This window comes from Nocardia albiluteola, assembly GCF_018860155.1.
In the GTDB taxonomy this organism is placed as follows: Bacteria; Actinomycetota; Actinomycetes; order Mycobacteriales; family Mycobacteriaceae; genus Nocardia; species Nocardia albiluteola.
On record NZ_JAHKNI010000016.1, the window covers coordinates 169141 to 188137 of the forward strand.

Below are 18997 nucleotides of genomic sequence, written 5' to 3' on the forward strand. Positions count from 1 at the left end.
ATATTCGAGAGGATGGGAACGGTAATGTTGGTCGGTGTGGCAAGTGACGCGCAGCCCGAGGTGGGCGAAGTCCAATCCGGTGGTGAGGGGGAGGCAACCCCCAGGCAGGCGGCCGCGGCAATCTTCTCGCGTCGGCTCTCGCAGTTGATCGAGGAGTCGGTGGTGGCCACCGAGGGCGGTGCGACGCGAGGCCTGACGCTGTATTCGCTGGCGCAGCATCTGGAGCTGGCGTATCCGGACGTGCCGGTATCGCAGTCCGGGCTGTATCGGCTGGTACACGGTGAGTCCATTCCGCGACTGGATCTCATCATCGCGCTGGCTCGCGTATTCGATGTTCCCCCAGAGTATTTCGTGACCGAGGAGAAGTAGGGGAGTCGTCCGGCGGGTATTCCCCGACCCGGGAACATCGCGCCACACGCAGGGCCGTCCGGCCGGGCTAGCATCCGGATCATGGTTGCCCAGGAGCGTGCGGACGTGTTTCTGCGTCATCGCGGCGCCGTCCTGGATACGCTGCTAGCGGACTCCGCTTTCGGGCGGGGCGCAGTGTCCGAGGCGGCAAGCGCGGCGCCCGATCCCCAGCTGGGCGGGCCGGAGGTGGCGGTCGTCGCGGCCGCTTCGCCGCGGGTGTCCGTCGGATCCGCAGCGATGACACCCGGGGCTTCTCCGGGCGAGTTCATGGCCGGCGCACCGTCGTCCGGCGAGGTCTATCGCGGCGATCCGAGCGTGCCCGGGCCGCGCCGCACTGCCGCGGGGCCCAAGGCCAGCGAGCGAATCCTGGCCCTGCTCAACGGCGAGACCAGCCCGGCCGCCGCGGGACTCGAGTACTCCGGGGAGTTCTCCGAGGTCGCCTCGAAGCTGACCGCCCCGTCGACGTCCGCGCCCGAGGCGGCGGCCCCGCCCCGCCCGATCTCCGCTCCGCGCACGAGTGCCGCGCCCACGCTGCAGGGCCTGCTGGTTCAGGTCAAGAAGCCGAAGGTGGCGCTGATTCTGGCGGCCGTGCTGGTGGTCCTGCTGGTCGTCGTGCTCATGACGACCTCGGGCGGCGACCGGCAGTCGAGCCAGATCGCGGTGCTCACGCCCGCGCCCGCGCCGGCGTCCACGAGCCCCCAGGCCGCTGCGCCGACCACCCCGGCGGATGCGCCCATTCAGGTGAAATCCGCTGCGTCGCACTGTCCCCCGGGAGGAACGCCGGGGATGGACGCCTTCTCCGGCGACGGCAAGGCATGGTCCTGCTCCCGCGCGTACAGCGTCGACGGCCAGGTGCTCACGATCGATCTGGGCCGCACCTACGCGGTGGCCTCGATCGGCATCGTGCCCGGCTGGGACCACGTCGGCACCGACGGTACCGACGAATGGGCGAAATACCGTACGGTCAGCCGGATTTCGTATCGGTTCAACGACCAGGACATCACCACCTACACCCAGCAGACCATGGATCAGCGGATGCTGGTGGTGACGAAGATGAATCCGTCCGTACGGGCCTCGAAGGTGATTCTGACGGTGCTGGCCTCCAAGGGGGACCCATCGGTGAACACCACCGCCATCTCCTCGATTGTGATCACCGGACATTGACTATCCCGCATCTGATCTGCCAGTTCTGCGCGCACCACAACAACGCGGCGCAGTCCCAGTGCGCGCACTGTGGCGGGCCTCTGGCCGCCAAGGCCGGAAAGCTCGTCAGCGGCGCAGAGGCCGGTAAGCTCGTCACCGCGGCCGAGGAGATCGCGATGCCGCTGGTCGCCAAGGCCCTGCCCGCGGCCGGAAAGGCCCTGCCGGGGCTGCTGGACAAGTTCCGGGGCGCCATGCAGTGGCAGGCGGTGGTCGCGGCACTGGGGATCCTCGGTCTGCTGGCCGTCGCCGCACTGCACTCGTGTACCGCCTCGCCGCTGCTGGGCAGGAGCGCCCCGACCAGCGCCGAGCAGGCACTGCCCGACACCTTGCGCACCGAATCCTCGTGCACGCCTTTCGATACCGCCAAGAAGGTCGACAAATGCGTGGTGGCGGCGAACGAGCCGCTGCTGTCGGGCCTGACCGCCGGACAGGCGCTGAGCTACTACCTGCAGACCGACACACCCGATCAGCTCACCGCCACCATCGCGCGGTGGCGGGCGACGGGCGGCACGATTCTCGCGGACGGACCCCGGTTCGTCGCGATCAATCCCTCGGACAGCGTCTGGTTCGCGGACCGGCAGTCCGGGTTGCATCTGGAGACCGGAAACTTCGCCGATCGGGTGGCCGCACAGACATTTTTGCTGCGTTCGGGGCTGGACTGAGGTTTTCAGTGCGAAGTCTTCAATATTAGACCGTTATATAACGGCACGATATATAGTGAGTCGTAACATGAGTAGCGCTGGTTTCGAAAGGTGATCACATGGCGTTCCAGCCGACGGTGACGTATCTGTCGGCGCACCGTCGCCACGGTGAGGATGACGAATCGTCCAGGGTTGCAGCCGAAAACGCGTTGCAGGCGGTCTTGGCGGCGATGGAGATCCTCGACTTGAACGTGCTGCGGTGGCGCATTCGCGCCGCGGGGATGGGTGCCGGTGTCCGCACGGAGCTCGAGGCGGAAACGCAGCGCGCCCTCGATCTGGCGTCGCAGTGGTGGCTGCGCTATCGGCGTTCGGCCACCGCTACCGATGTTGCCCGTTACCGTGAGGGCGTGCGGGCCCTGACGCGGCGCATTCCGGCCTGGCGTCCGGGAGCGCTGTCCGCCGATCTGCTCCAGCGCTCCGGAGGCCCGATCCGCCGCGGGGCACCCGCCGATCTGGCCGAGGAGGTCTTCCTGCTGGTCCGGCGCGTCGAGCTGCTGGAGGTCCTCGACCTCGCCGAGTGCACCGGCGCCGACGCGACCGAGGTCGCTGACCTGTACTTCGTCCTGTCCGACCAGCTCGAGATCCGGCGGGGAGGTCTCGGCCAGGAGGTGTCGGCCGACCGACGCGAGACGCTACGCACATGGGTCCTGGAGGCGCTCGACGGCGCGCCGTCCCGGGAGCGCAAGCCGGACACGAGGACCCCCTGGGGCGCGGCGGCTCGGATGCTCCCGGCCCGTGGTTCGGCAGGAAGCGGCGACCCGGCAGGCGCCACGGTCCACGGCCCCGCCGCCGTGGAGAGTTACGCCCCCGCTGGGCTCTCGGAGTACGACGCGGTCGCGGTCACGGGGTACGACCCTGCCGCGATCGCCGGAAACGGCCCGACTCGCCGCGTTCGCCGCCTGCGAAGCGTCGTCGCGCCGAGCTGAAGGTATTTCCGAGAGCCTGGGCGACCATGTCACGATGACGCGGCAACGGCGGCTCAGGCGCTCGAAACCGGTGCGCCGCAACCGATGCAGTAACGGGCGGTGGCGGCCAGCTCGGCGCCGCAGTCCGCGCAGTGGCGAGGTCCCGCGAGCGGGGCGCCGCACTGGTGGCAGTACCGTGCGTCCGCAGGATTGGCGCAGTGGCAGTCGGCGCAGAGGGACTGTGCCGCGGGTATCGCGGGTGAATCGTGCGGTGCGCCCGCCGTCGCCGCGGGGGAGCTCCAGGGGGTACGCGCGGCGCCCAGGGCGCCGAAACCCATTGCCGTGCTGAGGAATCCCTCCCCGCCGCGCGCCATGCCCTGCCCCGCCCCCAGGGCCAGCTCGCCCGCCGCGTATCGCCCGAAGTCTCCGGTGAGACGAATGTAGGTGCGGTCCTTGGCAAGTCGCTTGATCCGCTCGGAGTCCTCCGGTGTGAGGGTGATATCGAAGTTGCCCATCCGGGGAATGCGCAGGCCGTACTCGTAGAGCGCGAGATTGGTTCGTGAGAGCACCGCCGACTCGATCGGCTCCAACGCCCCGGACAGCCCGAGCAGTGGCCAGTCACCGCGGGAGATCCCCTGGGTGACGGCACCTTTCATGGATTTCATGAGCAGGTTGGCGCACCAGGACCGCACGGCGTCGGGTTCGCTCAGATCGGCGGTGCCGGTCAGCGAGGTGATCAGGTCCCCCGGATCGCGGACGGCAAGGGAGAATTCGCCGAACACCCGCAGCGTCACCACCTGCTCGCTGACCGGGTCGGCGATGTCGGCCAGACGTCCACCGAACTTGACGCCCGGCATCTCGCGGGTGGAGACGAAATACAGTTCGGCGCGGTAGTAATTCGCACCGGTCAGCGAGTCGATCACGGCGCCCAGGCCCGGAAGTTGATCGCCGTCGAGACGATGCCGGCCGGGCCCCATGGCCGCGACCACCTGGCCGGACTTCACGAACAGTGCGATCTCGTCGGCGTTCACCGCGACCCGGGAGAAGCGGCGGATACTCACATCAGGCCACTTGTACAGCAGCTGGTGCTTGCGGCTCTCGGGGACGGCGATGAACTCCCGTTCGAACCAGGCCATGTCCGCCCTCCTCGCAGGCTGTGCTCTCGCAGAACGTTCTGGTGCGGATCGGCTGTCTCACAGCCGAATTCCGGTGGACAGCCAACCGGTCCACACCGGGACTATGTCGAGCGTATCCGCTGGTGGGACCCGGGATTGCTCCCACTGATGGGTGGCTACCTCCCAGGGCGGGGAAGTTTATGAGCCGTTAATCAGCGGTACATTCAATGTCGACATGATATTCGTCACGTGAAAGGCCCGGATCATGACAGCCGTCCAACCGCACGCTCAGGCGATCGCGCCCGCGGCCCTACATCCCGAGGATCATGGCTATCGCAAGGCCCTGCGTCCGCGCCAGTTGCAGATGATCGCGATCGGCGGAGCCATCGGCACGGGCCTGTTCCTCGGCTCCGCCGACCGGCTGCGCATGGCCGGACCTGGGCTGTTCCTGGTGTACGCGGTGTGCGGGGTGTTCGTCTTCTTCGTGCTCCGGGCACTGGGCGAATTGGTCCTGCACCGGCCGTCATCGGGCTCGTTCGTGTCCTACGCGCGCGAGTTCTACGGGGAGAAGCTGGCCTTCGGCGTGGGCTGGATGTACTTCTTCCACTGGTGCATGACCGGCATCGTCGACATCACCGCGATCGCCACCTATGTGCACTACTGGGGTGCGACCTCGGTGATTCCGCAGTGGGTGATCGCGCTGGCGGCCCTGGTGATCGTGACCGGATTCAATCTTGTCTCGGTGCGCTGGTTCGGCGAGCTGGAGTTCTGGGTGGCGTTGATCAAGGTCGTCGCGCTGGTCACCTTCCTGATCGTCGGCTCGATCATTCTCGGCGGCCGTTTCAGCATCGCGGGCCGGGAGACCGGCTTCGTACTGCTCTCCGACAACGGTGGACTGTTCCCCACCGGCCTGCTGCCGCTCGTGACCGTGACAACGGGCGTCGTTTTCGCCTATGCGGCAGTGGAATTGGTGGGCACCGCCGCCGGCGAGGCGAAGCATCCCGAGAAGGTCATGCCGCGCGCGATCAACACGGTCATCGCCCGGATCGCGCTGTTCTACGTCGGGTCCCTGGTCCTGCTGGGCCTGCTGCTGCCCTACGGCGACTTCACCAGCGAGGAGAGCCCGTTCGTCACCTTCTTCGCCAGGCTGGGCGTGCACGGCGCCGGGACGATCATGAACCTGGTGGTGCTGACCGCCGCGTTCTCCAGCCTCAATGCCGGGCTGTACTCGACCGGGCGGATCCTGCGCTCGATGTCCGCCAACGGCAGTGCGCCGGCGATCGGCGCGCGCATGTCGCGCTCGGGCGTGCCGTACGTCGGAATCCTCGCCACCGGCGCCATCGCACTCATCGGCGTCGGCCTCAACGCGATCGTGCCTGACAGGGCATTCGAGATCGTGCTGAACATGTCGGCCCTGGGCACGATCACCGCGTGGACGACGATCATGCTGTGCCAGCTGAAGCTGTGGCAGTGGTCGCGTAAGGGGCTGGTGCGCCGCCCGGACTATCGGCTCATCGGCGCGCCGTACACCACCATCGCGACGCTGGTGTTCCTCGCGGGCGTGGTCGCGCTCATGGCCACCAGCGACGACGAAGTCCAGCGCGGCGCGATCATAGCCATGGTGGTGGTGATGGCTCCGGTGCTGACCATCGGATGGTTCTTCACCCGGAAGCGGTCGCGTCAGATCGCCGCCGACTGGCGCGCGGTCACCGCGGGGCAGCTCCCCGTCCCGCACGGCGAATCCGAGCCGCCGGCCCAGACGTCGCCGGTCGGCACGTCGCCGGCCGAGGAGCCGCTGACGATCGAGCCCGATAAGGACTGACGCTATTCCCGGTGCCGGGAAGGACCAGCCGCGAGCGAGACGAGGGTGAATCAGAATGATGACCCGAATCATCGATGGGTACGAGAGGTTCCCATGCCCGAGCAGTCCAGGTCTTCCGACCCGGCAATACTGCACCCGTGGGCCGATCGCCGGATGCGAGGCGGCGAGGCGGCGAGCCGCGCCGCGGATCCGTGGTCCACGCGGCGCCCGGTCGATCCCGCCGCCCGGCCGCTGTATCCCGTCTTCTCGGAACGGGTTTCGGCGCAGGAGCTGGCCCGCCCGGTGGCTCGCAAGCCGGACGCCCAGGCACTCGCGGGTGAGCTCGATCTCCTGTCCGAAACGGATTCCGCGGCGGTGCAGGGGGATCCGGGCCTGGGGCTGGAGCCGGCATCGAGCCGCACCGGCCGTACGCGGCCCAGCGTCCGGCGGCTCGGCGGTGGTCTGGTGGAGATGCCGAAGGTGACTCCGCTCGATCCGCGCACCGCGGTGCTGGCCGATCCGGAGGTGCCGGAGGTCAAGAGGTTCTGCTGGAAGTGCGATGCGCCGGTGGGCCGCCGCAGCGAGGCGGGTCCCGGCGCGATCACCGGGACCTGCGGAAAATGTGGCTCCCCGTTCAATTTCCGGCCCGCGTTGCGCGCGGGTGAACTGGTGGCCGGGCAGTACGAGGTGCAGGGCTGCCTGGCGCACGGCGGGCTCGGCTGGATCTACCTCGCGGTCGACCGCAATGTCAGCGACCGCTGGGTGGTGCTCAAAGGTCTGCAGAACCCCCTCGATTTCGAGGCCCACGTGGTGGCCCTGGCCGAGCGGCAATTCCTGTCGGAGATGGCATTTCCCGGCATCGTGAAGATTCACAACTTCGTCAAGCACACCTCCGGCGAGACCTCGGCCGGCTACATCGTGATGGAGTACGTGGGTGGGCGTTCGCTGAAGAAGATGCTGGATCTGCTGTCCCCGCAGCGTATTCCGGTCGCGGAGGCGCTGGCGTACATGCTCGAGGTGCTGCCGGCGCTGGACTACCTGCATTCGCTGGGGCTGGCCTACAACGACCTCAAGCCCGACAACATCATGATCACCGAGGACGAGGTCAAACTCATCGACCTCGGCGCCGTCGCGGCCATGGAATCCTACGGCAGCATCTACGGCACACCCGGCTACCAGGCTCCCGAGATCGTCGAGACCGGGCCGACCGTGGCCGCGGACCTCTATTCGGTGGGCCGCACCCTGGCCGCACTCGCGATCCACCTGCCGATCGGGCCCGACGGCAACTTCCTGCCGGGAATCCCGGAGCTGGAGTCGGATCCGGTGCTGCGCCGCTATCCACCGTTACGGCGTTTGCTGCTGCGCTCTACCCATCCCGATCCGGGGCGGCGCTTTCCCTCGGCCTACGCGATGTACTGCCAGTTCGCGGGCGTGCTGCGGATGGTGCTGGCCACCGAGACCGGCCGCGAGCATCCGCAGACCTCGGTCGAATTCGGCACCCTGCGTGGCGATTTCGGCATCGATACCCTCATCGCTCAGGCGGACGGCGTGATGCTGGGCGCACAGAGCATGCCCACCGTGGCCGCCGCGGACGTCGTCGCGGTGCTGCCGGTGCCGCTGATCGACGCCGAGGACCCCAGCGCCGAGTTGCTGTCCACACTGCACGGCGACCCGCACACGGTCCTGGATGCGTTGCGGCGCATCAGTTCCCGGATATCCGAGGGCGTGGTCACCCAACCCGAGACGTTCGAGCTGGAGGGCGCACTGACCGCGGTCCAGGCCCATCTCGAACTGGGTGAGGTGGCCGCGGCGCGGGCCGTGCTGGACGTGCTGACCCCGCAGCACGCGACCGATTGGCGGATCGACTGGCATCGGGGCGTGGCCGCGATCCTCGAGGGCGAGTTCGAGTGCGCATACCGGCATTTCGACGAGGTGCAGGCCATGGTTCCCGGCGAGATAGCCCCGGCGCTGGCCATGGCCGCCACCGCGGAGCTGGTCCTGCAGCACCTGGACAGCCCGGCCGAGGCCAACCGCTGGCACCGGGCCGCGATGGAGCACTACCGGACGGTGTGGCACACCAATCACGGCGTGGTGAGCGCCGCGTTCGGGCTGGCCCGTCGCCTGGCCGCGGATTCCGATCAGCTGTCGGCCGTGGCGGTGCTGGACGAGATACCGTCGGCCTCGCGGCATTCGGGGACGGCCCAGCTGACCGCGAGCTTCCTGCTGGTCTCCCGTCCTACCGCCGAAATCATCGAGGCCGATCTCGGTGAGGCGGCCGCGCGGGTGGAGAAGTTGCCGCGGGATCCGCGGTCGCTGCAGATGCGCGCGATCGTCGTCGGGGCGGCTTTGGAATGGGTGCGGGCCGGCGGGCAGACCAAACGCCTGGAACGAATCCTGGGTGTCCCGGTGACCGGGACCGGGCTGCGGCAGGCCCTGGAGACCTCGTTGCGCGCCCTGGCCGAGCTCACCCCCGACCGCTGGCACCGCTATCGGCTGGTCGATCTCGCCAATCGGATTCGCCCGCGGAGCTGGTGGTAGGCGGGCTGCCCGCGGGCCCGCCGAGTCAGCGGGTGCGCCGGTAGACCACGAGCGCCGGGGCGGCGGCGATCAGCGCGAGCCACCACCAGTGGCCGGTGGTCAGTGCCGCCGCGAGGGCGAGCACGACGATCGACACCGCGATCACCCCGGTCAGCGACGCGGGGTGCGAGTTCGCCGCGGTAGCGCCGGGAGTGAGGGGGATCGGCAGGTCGACCAGCACCTGGGCCAGCTCCTCCGGGGTGGTGGCGGTCGCGGCGATCGTGCTGCGGGCCTCGAATTCGGTCAGGCTCAGGCGTCCGGTGCCGACGTGGTGCGACAGGGTGTGCAGGGCACGCTCCCGCTCCGCGTCGCCGATCCGAGCTCCCATCTGCTCGTTCATAACGGAAGAATAGGCGGGTTACCGAGCCCTGGAACGCCCGAATATCCAACGGTGGGAAGGTGTTCCGTGAATGTGACATCAATCGATGGTGCGTCGGGTGATGGGACAGCCTGGTTGCGGCTACTCTTGACAGAGAGCCCGTGGTAAGGGGCAGGTGGTCCGAGATGTGGTTTGCTTGAGATATGGCGGCGGGTGTGGAGTACACAATCGATGAGCTCGCGCGTGCGGCGGGTACAACGGTGCGTAGCCTGCGGGTCTATCACGAACGCGGGGTGCTGCCACCGCCCGAGGTGCGTGGGCGCACGGGCTTCTACGGCGCCGACCATCTCAACCGGGTACACACCATCGGCCGGCTGCTGGACCGGGGGATCAAGCTCAACGGCATCCGCGAATTGCTGGAGGCATGGGACCGCGGGGACGATCTCGGTGACATCCTGGGTGTCGCCAATGCCGAAGGCGCGCACGATACCGAGCCGTCGTCCGACGAGACGATAGCCGCCACCGAGCTCGAGCGGCTCTACGGCGACGTGCCGCACGGCTTGGCGCGGGTGGTCAGCCTCGGGCTCTACGAGCCGGTCGATGCCGCCAACTACCGGATCGCCGATCGGGACCTGGTGCACGTGGTCGGGCAGCTGACCACGGTCGGCATCCCCACGGGGGATGTGCTCGGCGAGCTCGAGCGGCTGCGGGTGGACTGCGACCGCGTCGCCCGGCGCGTGGTCGAACTGTTCCATCGCACGGCGCTGGTCACGTTCCGGGAGTCCGAGCGCGGTTCGCAGGACCTGGCCACGCTCACTGAGCAGCTGGTGGTGACCCGTGCGGTCGCCGCGAAGACCACCGCCGAACTCGTCGACAGGTTCGTTGCCCGATACCTCGAGGGCGATACCGATCTGACCGATATCCTCTCGGGCGCCTGAGTTCCTCTCGTCCACTCTCCAGCCCTGAGAACACCACTTTAACGTGCCGCTAATTAGCGGTACGTTCAGTGTGTAATTTTCGCCACCCTGCCCGAGAGATTGACGTCGGCAGGCAGGAGCTGGGCAGTTCACGACGTCGATGGACGGTACGAAGATGAGCGTGTCACACGAAAGTGGAACACAGCGCAACCCGTTCGGCTCGCGATTCCTGACCTGCGTCGCGGTGGCGGTGGCCGTGTCGATCGGCTCTGCCGGACTTGCTGCCGCGCAACCGGGATCCGGACGCGGAGGCGGCGGTGGAGGCGGCGGTGGCGACAGCATGCACCCCGGGACCTCGAGTTTCGAGCGTTCGGACAACGGGACGAACCACGACGGTCCGAGTTATTCGTCGCTCGGGAATTCGGGCTCCGCTGATTCGGGATCCGAACATTCGACTCCGGGGTATGCGTTCTCGGATCCGGCCCTGGACGCGCCGCCCCACGTGATCCCGCATTACAACCAGTCCCAGCATCCGCCGGGTTCCTCCACCCTCCCGCACGACGGGTCCCAGAACAACCCGCCGGCGGATTCACGCCCCGCCCCGGGGCAGGTGATCGTGCCGCCGCCGCCGGGCGCCGGTTTCACCCAATGGCTGGGTGACGGTGCGCTGCTGTGGATCCCCGGGCTCGTGTCCCCGCAGCCGCAGCCGGGCGGTCCCAACGTCGCCCCCAACGGCAACAAGGGATTCTGCAACGCCTCGAGGCCCGTATGTTCCACCGGGTAGCCAGGCCTCAGCAGGGGCCGAACGGGTATCCCTGGCGAAACCGGACCATTCGGTCTGGAATGTCGCAGCTGGGTGAAACCTACGGTCTACGTACCATGGCGGATGTTTCCGAGGACGACGCCGAGTTGTATGCATCAAATGACTGTGATGCGCGACATTCCATGGGTGACGATTGAGACCCTGGCACCCGAGGGTATGTCCGCCGTCTCGGTGGGTGCGGAGCCGCGGGACTTCTCCGGATCGCACCGGGTGGTCCAGCGACTGCTGAGCAAGATGCCGGCGGTATACGACGGCCTGACCACCGATCGCGTCATCGCCGAGATCGCCTCGGCCCGGCACAGTGCGGTGGCCGTCGATATTCCCGTCCGGACCGGCGCGGGAATGTATGCGCTCCTGGTGCGGCCGGTGCTGGGCCCCGCCGGCGAGGTGCACGCGGTGCGGTTCGGGCTGAGCCCGGCGCACCAGCGCGCGCCACGGTCGGGTTCGGCCGTGGGCGGGATCTGGGATCTGGCATCGCAGACGCTGTCCCTGCCGGTGCAGGTGGCGACGTTCTCCGGCATGTCCCTGCCGGAGTACCAGCCGATCATGTCGATCGCGGAGATGTTCCAGCGGTGGACGGACTTCGAGCGGCATGCCGAGCTGCTGGATCTGCTGTACGAGCCCGGCCAGGGCGGGGCGATGCAGTTCGATGTGACGGTCGGAATGCGGGGACGGTGGCGGGTGTCGATCCGTGCCCGCGACGACATGCGCACCCGCGGGGCCTGGTGGCTCATCGAGGACTTGGGGGAAGACATGGTTCCCCCGCAGTCGGTGGCGCTCGAGCGGGTGGCCCTGCGCGAGGCACACCGGCGCGCGGGCAATCATCTCGGTGTGCTGCAGGTGGAGCACGCGAGCATCTCGCACTGGCTCACCGATCCCGCGCCGTGGGTGCGGTGGTATGGATTGTCCTCGCCGGTGGACGTATTTCATCCCGACGATCGCGAGCGCCTCGCGAGCGCCAACGAGCGCCTGCTGACGGGCGCCTCGACCACGATCACGGTGCGCCTGCTCGACACTCGCGACGGCTACACCTCAACCGTCTTGTCGCTGTATCCGTATCCGGGATTTTCCGGCCGCCAGCTGGCCATCGGTGAATTCGCGCCGGCATCGAGGGAGTGCTCGACGCCCGTGCGCTCACTGCGTGCGGTTTCCCATCGCGGAGAATGGCCGATACTCAACCATATCGGTTGATGGCGAGCGGGAGGGCGGTGCTGCCTGATGGGGTCGACCGGAAGTACCGCAACCGTCGAGGATTTTCCCGTTCCGGCCGGGATTCATCAGCACACGGCGGACCTGATCACGACCGCGCACACCCAGATTCAGGATTCGGTCGATCTGCTCGGCGCGGGGGAGCCCCAGCAGGCCCCGGATTTCATTGCCTCGCTTCGGAGCGGGAACCTGGAGAAGGTGAAAGACGGCTCAGCCATGGCGGTTTCGCAGTATCAGACATCTGCTGCGAAGCTGAAATCCGTTGAACAACAACTGAAGAAGCAGAATGCGGAGGTCGGCCATACGACGTTCAAGGCGGGCACGATCCCGGGGGACACCTGGGAGACGATCCAGAAGCGCGTGGACAAACTGGTTGCGACGCTAAAGGGTACGCCCGCTCCGGCGGCCGGGCACGAGTACGTGTCGGCCGGTGTCGAGTCGAGTGTGCAGGATGCGGTGCTCACCGCGGTGGTCGACGTGAGTGGCTATATCGAGAGTGCGTATGCGCAGATGGTGGCGCTCGCGGCGACGGTCAGCGGTCCAGGCGTGAGGCCTGCGACTGTCGACCGTCAGACCTACCGACCCGTCGGGACGACGCCGTGGAACGGCCGCCGCTATGCTGGCAGCCCCGCTCCCGCAGTGAGGCCCTCGGGCGATGTCAAACAGTGGATCGAAGAGGCCAAGAAGATCCTCATCGCAGCGGGTGTTCGGCCGGATCAGATCGATGAGAACGCCATCGCCACGATTATCGAAAACGAATCGGGCGGTGACCCGAACGCGATCAACAACTGGGACAGCAACGCCGCGGCCGGGCACCCCTCGAAGGGCCTGATGCAGTGCATCGACAGCACCTTCAACTCCTACGCCGTACCCGGCCACACCGACATCTGGAACCCGGTCGACAACATCGTCGCCGCAACCCGCTATTCGATCGCCACCTACGGCGGACTGGACAATGTCCCCGGCGTGAAAGCCGTGGCGGGCGGCGGCAGCTACGTCGGGTACTGACCCGGGACCGGATCGCTCAGTTGGCGAAGTAGAGCAAGAGTCCGACTCACGGCATCGCCGATCGATGTATCGAGGACGAGTGAATCGAATGCGATCGTGCCGATCTCTCGTGGCAGCAGATAGCTCGGCACATTCTGCCGGGGCGCCTCGAGGCGTTCGTGCAGTTCGCGAGTAACGACGGCAGCCTCAGGCCTCAGCGCATACTCGATGCCAATACCGCCGCCCAGACGTTGAGGGTGTAGTCCCGGCCCGGCCACCGATGAGCTACTGAGGTCTCGCCTAGAGATCGAGCTCCTAACCGATTCGCCAGTGGTGCCGGTATCAGGAATGCTTGCCGACCCTGCGCAGCAGATTCTGCATCTCCCGGCCGAACTGGCGGCGGAAATACTTCCGCATGACGACGTCGATGTAATATTCGTCGAGCGTTCGGCTGGCCTGCAGCATGTAGAAGGCCTCGGCCCACAACCGGGTCAGCAGATACTCCGGTGATTGGGCCGGGAGCGACCTGCAGCCGGGAAAGTGCAGTGAGAACATCGCGTCTCGAAGAAATCCGGACCAGTATCCGAACTCCGCGGGCGTGAGAGCCTGCCGCATCAGCTCGAAGTCGGCACGGAGCGTCAGCCTCCCGATGCCCACGAACGACATCGTGCCGTCGAGTATCGCCAGGAACTGCGGGTATTCGTCGAACGACATATTGCGCGAGATATCGGCCACGAGGCCGCTCAGGGCATCGGGGTCTCTCCCGCTGACCTGCTCGGGCTGATCGCGCCGCATCGTCGGCAATTTGTGCGTGGCGACAGGTGGATCTCCGAGCCGGGGGATGCGTTGCTGCTCGATCAGCAGTGGCCGCAGCCGTCTCGCCGGGTTTCGCATTATCTCCTCGGCGCGCAGCCCAGCCATCGTGAACGCGGTGATCAGGGCGTAGAACGGAGCGTGTCGATGGAGTCGTTGGAGTTCCCAGTCGCGGCGTTCCTGGCTATTGATCCACGCCAGCCCGTGCGGCTCGCCGGGAGCCGGATCCGGCAGCTCGGCGAAATACTCGAACCCGGGATATTTCAGCAGTGTGGCACGCAGCCAGGCGGGATCGAGAAGTTCGGGTGGTATGGGCTGATAGGCCGCACCGTCCATCGGCAGGGCCCGATAGCCGACTCGCGTCTCACCGATATCGCGGTTGTGGGATCGTCCGGTGAGGATTTTGGATGCGCGTGTCCGGCGTTGTTCGGCGCGGCGGGCTCTCAGTTCGCGGAGCGATATGCCGGTGGTGAAAGATGCCCTGCTGCCGCGCAGTCAAGGTGGGTTCGGCGCGGCGGAGGGTGGCGGCTGCGCCGGATTCGCCGGTTCGGCGCTCGGCCCACCGCTATCCGTTTCGGTCGACCACTTCGCCAGCGGATCGCGTACCTCCTCGCGCTCGGTCGGCGTCATCCGCCCGCGTTCGGTCCGCCGCCGGAACGGGTACGCGGGATCCGCCGGTGCTGCCTGTGCTTGCGGCGTCGGGCCGGTCGTGTCGTCGCTCTGCGGCGTCGCGACCACGGACTCCGGTTGTCGCGCTGCGGATTCCGTGAGCGTGGTGGGCTCCGGGGCAGGCGGGAACACGATGGCGTGCCGAAGAATTCCGGGCGCACGATCGAGTTCCGCCGGTGTCGGTATGAGCCATTCGCCGGTCTGCGGATGGGACTTGCGGATAACGCCGTCGTGCCCCAGGTGCAGAACATACAGCTGCCCGTTCTCGAAGCCGTGCCCGTCGCCGGTGAAGCTGATATCGGCCACCACCGCCGATGAGCCGGGGCCCAATTCGGACAGTTTCCCGGCCACCGTGCGGAGTTGTTTGTACTTCGTGTGGACGAAGCGTTCGTGCACTCGGAAGATCTCCGAATCGGCCGCATCCGCCAGTGCATGCAGAGTAACTTTTTCCCCCAGGTCGGTACGGAACATCTCCCGGCCGTACAGCTGCCGTAACACGGCAGCCACCGGACCGGTGCTGAGCGGGAGCTCGGCCGGCAACGCATACCGCCGCGGCAACTGCACCCGATCCCGCGGGCCGTCGGGGCGGCCCGGTGGGCCCGTGATCGGGCCCCGGGGTTTGTCATCGCCGGGCGCCACCGCCTCGCCGGGTAGTCCGAGCTCGGCCGGCAGTCCCTCCATCGGCAGCTGCTCGCCACTATCGGTGTCCCGCAACGGAATAGCCCACGCCATGTCGGGGGCGTCGTATTGCTGTTCCTCGTGGTCGCGCCAATCTTCGTAGGCCATCACGTGCTGGGGTGCGAGGTCGTCGTAGACCACGACCTCGCTGCCGGCTCCGACGAGCCGGATGACGTGCCGTCGTCCTCCTTGCCGCAGGACGACGACCGCGCCGTCCATCGCGCCGGCGCGGATCGCCGCGACGAGCGGTTCGAGCGGTTTGCGTGCCTGCTCGCCGAGCATGATCGGGGCGAAGCCGCAGCCGTTGTCCGGGGTGACGCCGACGAGCCTTTCCAGGCGGCGATAGTCGGGGGTGGCGGCCGGATCCAGCAGTGCGGCACCGGTTCCCGCTGCCGGCCGGGTCAGGCCGAGCGCCTCCTCCCACCCGCTGACCTTCCGCACGCAGCGTGTCAGCGTGGCTTCCGGATCATCGGCCCGGGCCGAAACGGTTCCCGCCGAGTCGGCCGCCCGCAGGCCCGGGGAGAGCTCGATCCACACCTTCTGCCCGCCCCGGCGGGCCGCGGCGCCGAGGGTACGGGCCGACGAGCGCAGCGCCTCGCGGCCGGCGGGGGTGAGCCACGGGCCGGTCGGTGGGTCGGCGGTGTGTACCGCGATGCGCACCGCCCCGTCCGTGAGCGGACGAAACCATAGCATGACCGGGCCGCCGGCGCGGGCGGCGTCTCGCAGGAGTGTGGCCAGGCCGGCGACGGCCGCGGCGATCTTGTCCTCGTCCATCCAGCCGAGGTCGTGCAGAAATGCGGTGAGGTCGTCGAGTATCGCGGCAACCCGGTTGCGGTCGTTCGGATCCAGATGGTAAGCGGTGGCGAACTCGTGGGCGAGATAGGCCGCGATCAGATCGTAGTACTGCTCGACCGGGGTTATGCCCGCCCCGGGTGCGAAGACGTCGAGGTAGTCGCCGCGCTGATGCTCCGGTGCGTTTTCCCAATTCCGGTCCAACCAGGCGTCGTGCACGGGCTCGCCCGCGAAGTGCAGCCGGGAACGGCGGATCATCGTGGGGTCGGGCTGGAGTGCGCCATCCTCGTCCAGGTACAGCAGATCCTCGAGGTCGGGATCGCCGGGCTTCGGACGCAGGTCCGCGCCCTGGACATGGGCGTGCCAGATGGCATCGTAGGCGACGAGGGCGGTGGCCGCGTTCTCGGCCCGGCCGTCGCGGGGCATGTCCTCATCCGCATACGCCGCGGCGTTGAATTCCCATTCACCGCTGGCAGTTTCGCGTACCTGATCATCGCCGGCATCGAGATGTTCTCGGACCCAGTCGACATCGGTTGTCGGCTTCCATCGAGTGGCGTATTTGCGCCCGGCGCGCCACAATTCCTGGAGTCCGCCGCTGATATAGCTCAGTGCCGGCGCGGCGTCCCGGTTGACGGGGATGAGACCATCGAGCTCGGCGCGCAGGTCGGCGCCCGACCAGGTGGTTCCGTCCTCGGGGGCGATGCCGGCGCCCGGGGCCTGTCGGCCGGTCCGGTGACGCTCCGGATCGTGTGGGAGGGAAAGGATTCGCTGAAGGCGCGTCGGATCGAGCAGGGTGGGGCGGTGCTCGGCCCTGGAAGTCAGGTCCGCGGCGCCGGCCACGATCAGCGCCTGATTGTGCAGGGCCACCGTTGCCTTCCGGGTGCCGGGGTCGGCTAGCGCGTTGTAGCCCTGATGGATCGACATCTGGTGATAGAGGCGGAATTCGCGGCTGGGCGGGGGTTCGGCCGCGACGCGGATCGCGCCCCATGCCTCGGTCGCCGGGTCCAGGCCCAGGCCGCGATCGAGTACACGGCCACGCCCACCGGGGATGCCCGCGCCCAGATAGGTCAGCCAATCCCGGCCGGACGACAGCACATACACCCTGACGCCGGGACCGAACTCGCTCGCATGAGTCATCGAGCCCGTTCCGGGTGACCCCGTCAGGATCACCTGATCGATCTCCCCGGCCAGGCGCCCCCCTGCTCCGGCCTCGCAGACGGTGGCCGAACCGTAGCCGTGCCCGCCCAGCGTGAGCAGATAGCCGCGCGGTCCGCCGCCGGACCAGTATTCCCGGGTTGCGTTGTAGGCGGCGATATCTCGTGCCGTCTCGTATCCGCCGGCCTCGGCGTACTTCATAGAGACTGCCTCGACCGTGGGCGCATCGGCCGGGTGGTCGTAGCCGATATTGACGATCGCGGCCATGGCGTTTCCGGGGGCGATGGATACCGTCTCCGCGCGTAGCCGCAGGGCGTGGCCCGCGCGGTACCGCAGCGAGCGCAGCGTGGTATCGGTGCCGCCGTTGAGATATGCCGTCGTGGCGGAGGTTCCGGGCTCGCCGATGGACACGACGGTCCGGCCCTTGCCGCGATATTTCCGCACGTCGAGCGAGATCACCCGGACCTGTGGCGAGCCGGTTTGCCGGGCCGCCTCCCCTTCCACGTCGGCCAGCTGATCCCGGGCCGCCACCAGGTTCGCCAGCTCCTCATGCTCGGCCGGTGTCAGCCTCCGGCGGTGCCACCCGCTTCCGGGCCGCCGCTCCAGGAACGATTCGATATCGCGGGTGAGCGACAGGCGGTTGGCGGGGTCCCGCATCTCGTACGGCACCCCGTCGGTGTTGCCGATCACGTGTGGCTCCACCCGCAGGATCGCGTCCTGTTCCCCCGGGGTCAGGCTGTCCCACCATGCCGCGTTGCGGAAGGTGCGGGCGCGGGAGGCGGCTACCGCATCGGCCGGGTCGATCCGATGCAGCAGCGCGGACGGCTGTGCCCCCGGGCCGTAGAAGTCGGCCAGCTTATCCGTTGCGCGCGAGGCGAGTTCGCGTTCGAGCTCGGTGAGCGGGGGATCCTCGGGCAGGCAGGTGCTCAGGTGTGCGGGCCGGGCGCCCGGTGCCGGGGAGTCGGCGGCGGCAACGCTGTGCGTAGTGCCTGCGTGTCGTGGATCCTGCGATGCGAGAGTTGCTTGGGAGGCAGGGCCGGAGTTCCCCACCGCGGCCCGGGCGTCGACCAGCCGCTGCTGGGCCGCGGCCAGGTCGGCGAGGTACTCGAAGACACCGCCGTCAGGCATTCGCGGGCGGGACAAGGCGGTGAGGTAATTGATCTCGGCGTCGCGAAGGGCCTGGTGCGCATTAGGGCGGTCGGGAGTGGTGTCGTCCGATGCGAGTAGCTCTCGTGCCTGCTCGGCCTGCTGACGGATCGTCTCGAAGAGCTCGGGCAGTGTCGTGGACAGGGATTGAAGGAGATGGCGGTCGTCCATGCCCAGTTCCAGGCGCAGGTCCTGGGAGTATTCCTGACTGAGTAGGTCCCGGGCCATCGCGAAGTTCGGTCCGAGCCACGGCATTCCGGTGACGTCCATGATCTGTGAGTCCAGCAGGGGCGCCGCGGCGAGGAAGAGGGCCAGCTCGTCGAGCGTGGGCTTGTGTTCGGGCGCTGTGTCGGCCGCCGGGAAGGTGATCGCGGCGTTGGGGTCCGGGCCGTCGCTCCACCTGGGTAACGGTACGTGCCGCAGCGCGAGCCGAACCAGATCGGCAAACCGCTGCGCGGTCGCCTCACCATCTCCCAAGAGCCGTCGCAGGTTCTTGGCGTAGGGCTGCTTCAGTTCTGCGCGGATTGAATCTGTCCAATCCACGGTCGGATCGGTGGGTTCGTGGGAGCCGGGTGGTGTCTCAGGGGTGGTGGGTTCGGCGGTGTTCTGCGGTGTCTCGGGAGTGGTCGATGCGGAATCGTGTTGCGGCGCCGAGGCTGCCGGTTCGGTCTCAGGGTCCTGTTCCGGGTCGAAGGCGTCGACGACACGGTTGATCAGAGCGACCCGATCCTGTTCCCCCTCGGCCGCAACGGTGCCGAGCTGCGCCTTCAGATAATCGG

At 67.9% G+C, this 18997-nt stretch carries 14 protein-coding genes; 10 read left to right on the top strand and 4 right to left on the bottom strand.

Going from position 1 to position 18997, the window contains the following annotated elements:
- The first annotated feature begins 36 nt into the window (after positions 1 to 36).
- The 4 genes from KO481_RS35595 (at position 37) to KO481_RS35610 (ending at position 3238) form a co-directional block, all read left to right on the top strand.
- The gene (locus tag KO481_RS35595; protein WP_308166901.1) at positions 37 to 369 is read left to right on the top strand and encodes a helix-turn-helix domain-containing protein; all 333 of its coding nucleotides are present in this window, start codon (positions 37 to 39) and stop codon (positions 367 to 369) included.
- An 81-nt stretch (positions 370 to 450) separates the two neighbouring features.
- The gene (locus KO481_RS35600) at positions 451 to 1572 is read left to right on the top strand and encodes a discoidin domain-containing protein (RefSeq protein ID WP_215922895.1); all 1122 of its coding nucleotides are present in this window, start codon (positions 451 to 453) and stop codon (positions 1570 to 1572) included.
- Positions 1569 to 2273, top strand: coding sequence for a hypothetical protein (locus KO481_RS35605; RefSeq protein ID WP_215922896.1), 705 nt, complete (start codon positions 1569 to 1571; stop codon positions 2271 to 2273). The genes KO481_RS35600 and KO481_RS35605 overlap by 4 nt, the downstream gene beginning before the upstream one ends.
- A gap of 98 nt (positions 2274 to 2371) precedes the next feature.
- Entirely contained in the window at positions 2372 to 3238 is an 867-nt protein-coding gene (locus tag KO481_RS35610) for an NAD-glutamate dehydrogenase domain-containing protein (RefSeq protein WP_215922897.1), read from the top strand.
- A gap of 53 nt (positions 3239 to 3291) precedes the next feature.
- Here KO481_RS35610 and KO481_RS35615 read toward each other — a convergent pair whose 3' ends face one another.
- Entirely contained in the window at positions 3292 to 4353 is a 1062-nt protein-coding gene (locus KO481_RS35615) for an SPFH domain-containing protein (RefSeq protein ID WP_215922898.1), read from the bottom strand.
- A gap of 244 nt (positions 4354 to 4597) precedes the next feature.
- On the opposite strand from KO481_RS35615, the gene KO481_RS35620 reads away from it, so the two are divergent.
- Both KO481_RS35620 and KO481_RS35625 read left to right on the top strand, forming a co-directional pair.
- Positions 4598 to 6154 carry an amino acid permease gene (locus KO481_RS35620; protein ID WP_215922899.1) on the top strand — a complete coding sequence of 519 codons (1557 nt, stop codon included), beginning with the start codon at positions 4598 to 4600 and terminating at the stop codon, positions 6152 to 6154.
- A 93-nt stretch (positions 6155 to 6247) separates the two neighbouring features.
- Positions 6248 to 8671 (top strand): serine/threonine-protein kinase, encoded by a 2424-nt coding sequence (locus KO481_RS35625; RefSeq protein WP_215922900.1) that lies wholly within the window; start codon positions 6248 to 6250, stop codon positions 8669 to 8671.
- Between the two features lie 25 nt (positions 8672 to 8696).
- Here the strand turns inward: KO481_RS35625 and KO481_RS35630 are convergent, their stop codons facing one another.
- Positions 8697 to 9050: a DUF1707 SHOCT-like domain-containing protein gene (locus tag KO481_RS35630; protein WP_215922901.1), complete on the bottom strand. Its 354-nt coding sequence runs from the start codon at positions 9048 to 9050 to the stop codon at positions 8697 to 8699.
- A gap of 194 nt (positions 9051 to 9244) precedes the next feature.
- On the opposite strand from KO481_RS35630, the gene KO481_RS35635 reads away from it, so the two are divergent.
- From KO481_RS35635 to KO481_RS35650, 4 genes are all read left to right on the top strand, one after another.
- Positions 9245 to 9967 (top strand): MerR family transcriptional regulator, encoded by a 723-nt coding sequence (locus KO481_RS35635; protein ID WP_308166902.1) that lies wholly within the window; start codon positions 9245 to 9247, stop codon positions 9965 to 9967.
- 154 nt (positions 9968 to 10121) lie between these two features.
- Complete coding sequence (locus KO481_RS35640; RefSeq protein ID WP_215922903.1) at positions 10122 to 10730, top strand: hypothetical protein; 609 nt, start codon at positions 10122 to 10124, stop codon at positions 10728 to 10730.
- A gap of 165 nt (positions 10731 to 10895) precedes the next feature.
- Positions 10896 to 11960, top strand: coding sequence for a hypothetical protein (locus tag KO481_RS35645; RefSeq protein WP_215922904.1), 1065 nt, complete (start codon positions 10896 to 10898; stop codon positions 11958 to 11960).
- A 27-nt stretch (positions 11961 to 11987) separates the two neighbouring features.
- Positions 11988 to 12986: a transglycosylase SLT domain-containing protein gene (locus KO481_RS35650; RefSeq protein WP_215922905.1), complete on the top strand. Its 999-nt coding sequence runs from the start codon at positions 11988 to 11990 to the stop codon at positions 12984 to 12986.
- A 321-nt stretch (positions 12987 to 13307) separates the two neighbouring features.
- On the opposite strand, the gene KO481_RS35655 is transcribed toward KO481_RS35650, so the two are convergent.
- Positions 13308 to 14114: a sugar transferase gene (locus tag KO481_RS35655; RefSeq protein ID WP_215922906.1), complete on the bottom strand. Its 807-nt coding sequence runs from the start codon at positions 14112 to 14114 to the stop codon at positions 13308 to 13310.
- A 159-nt stretch (positions 14115 to 14273) separates the two neighbouring features.
- Positions 14274 to 18997: alpha/beta hydrolase (locus tag KO481_RS35660; RefSeq protein WP_215922907.1), on the bottom strand; the 4724-nt coding region annotated here is incomplete at its 5' end.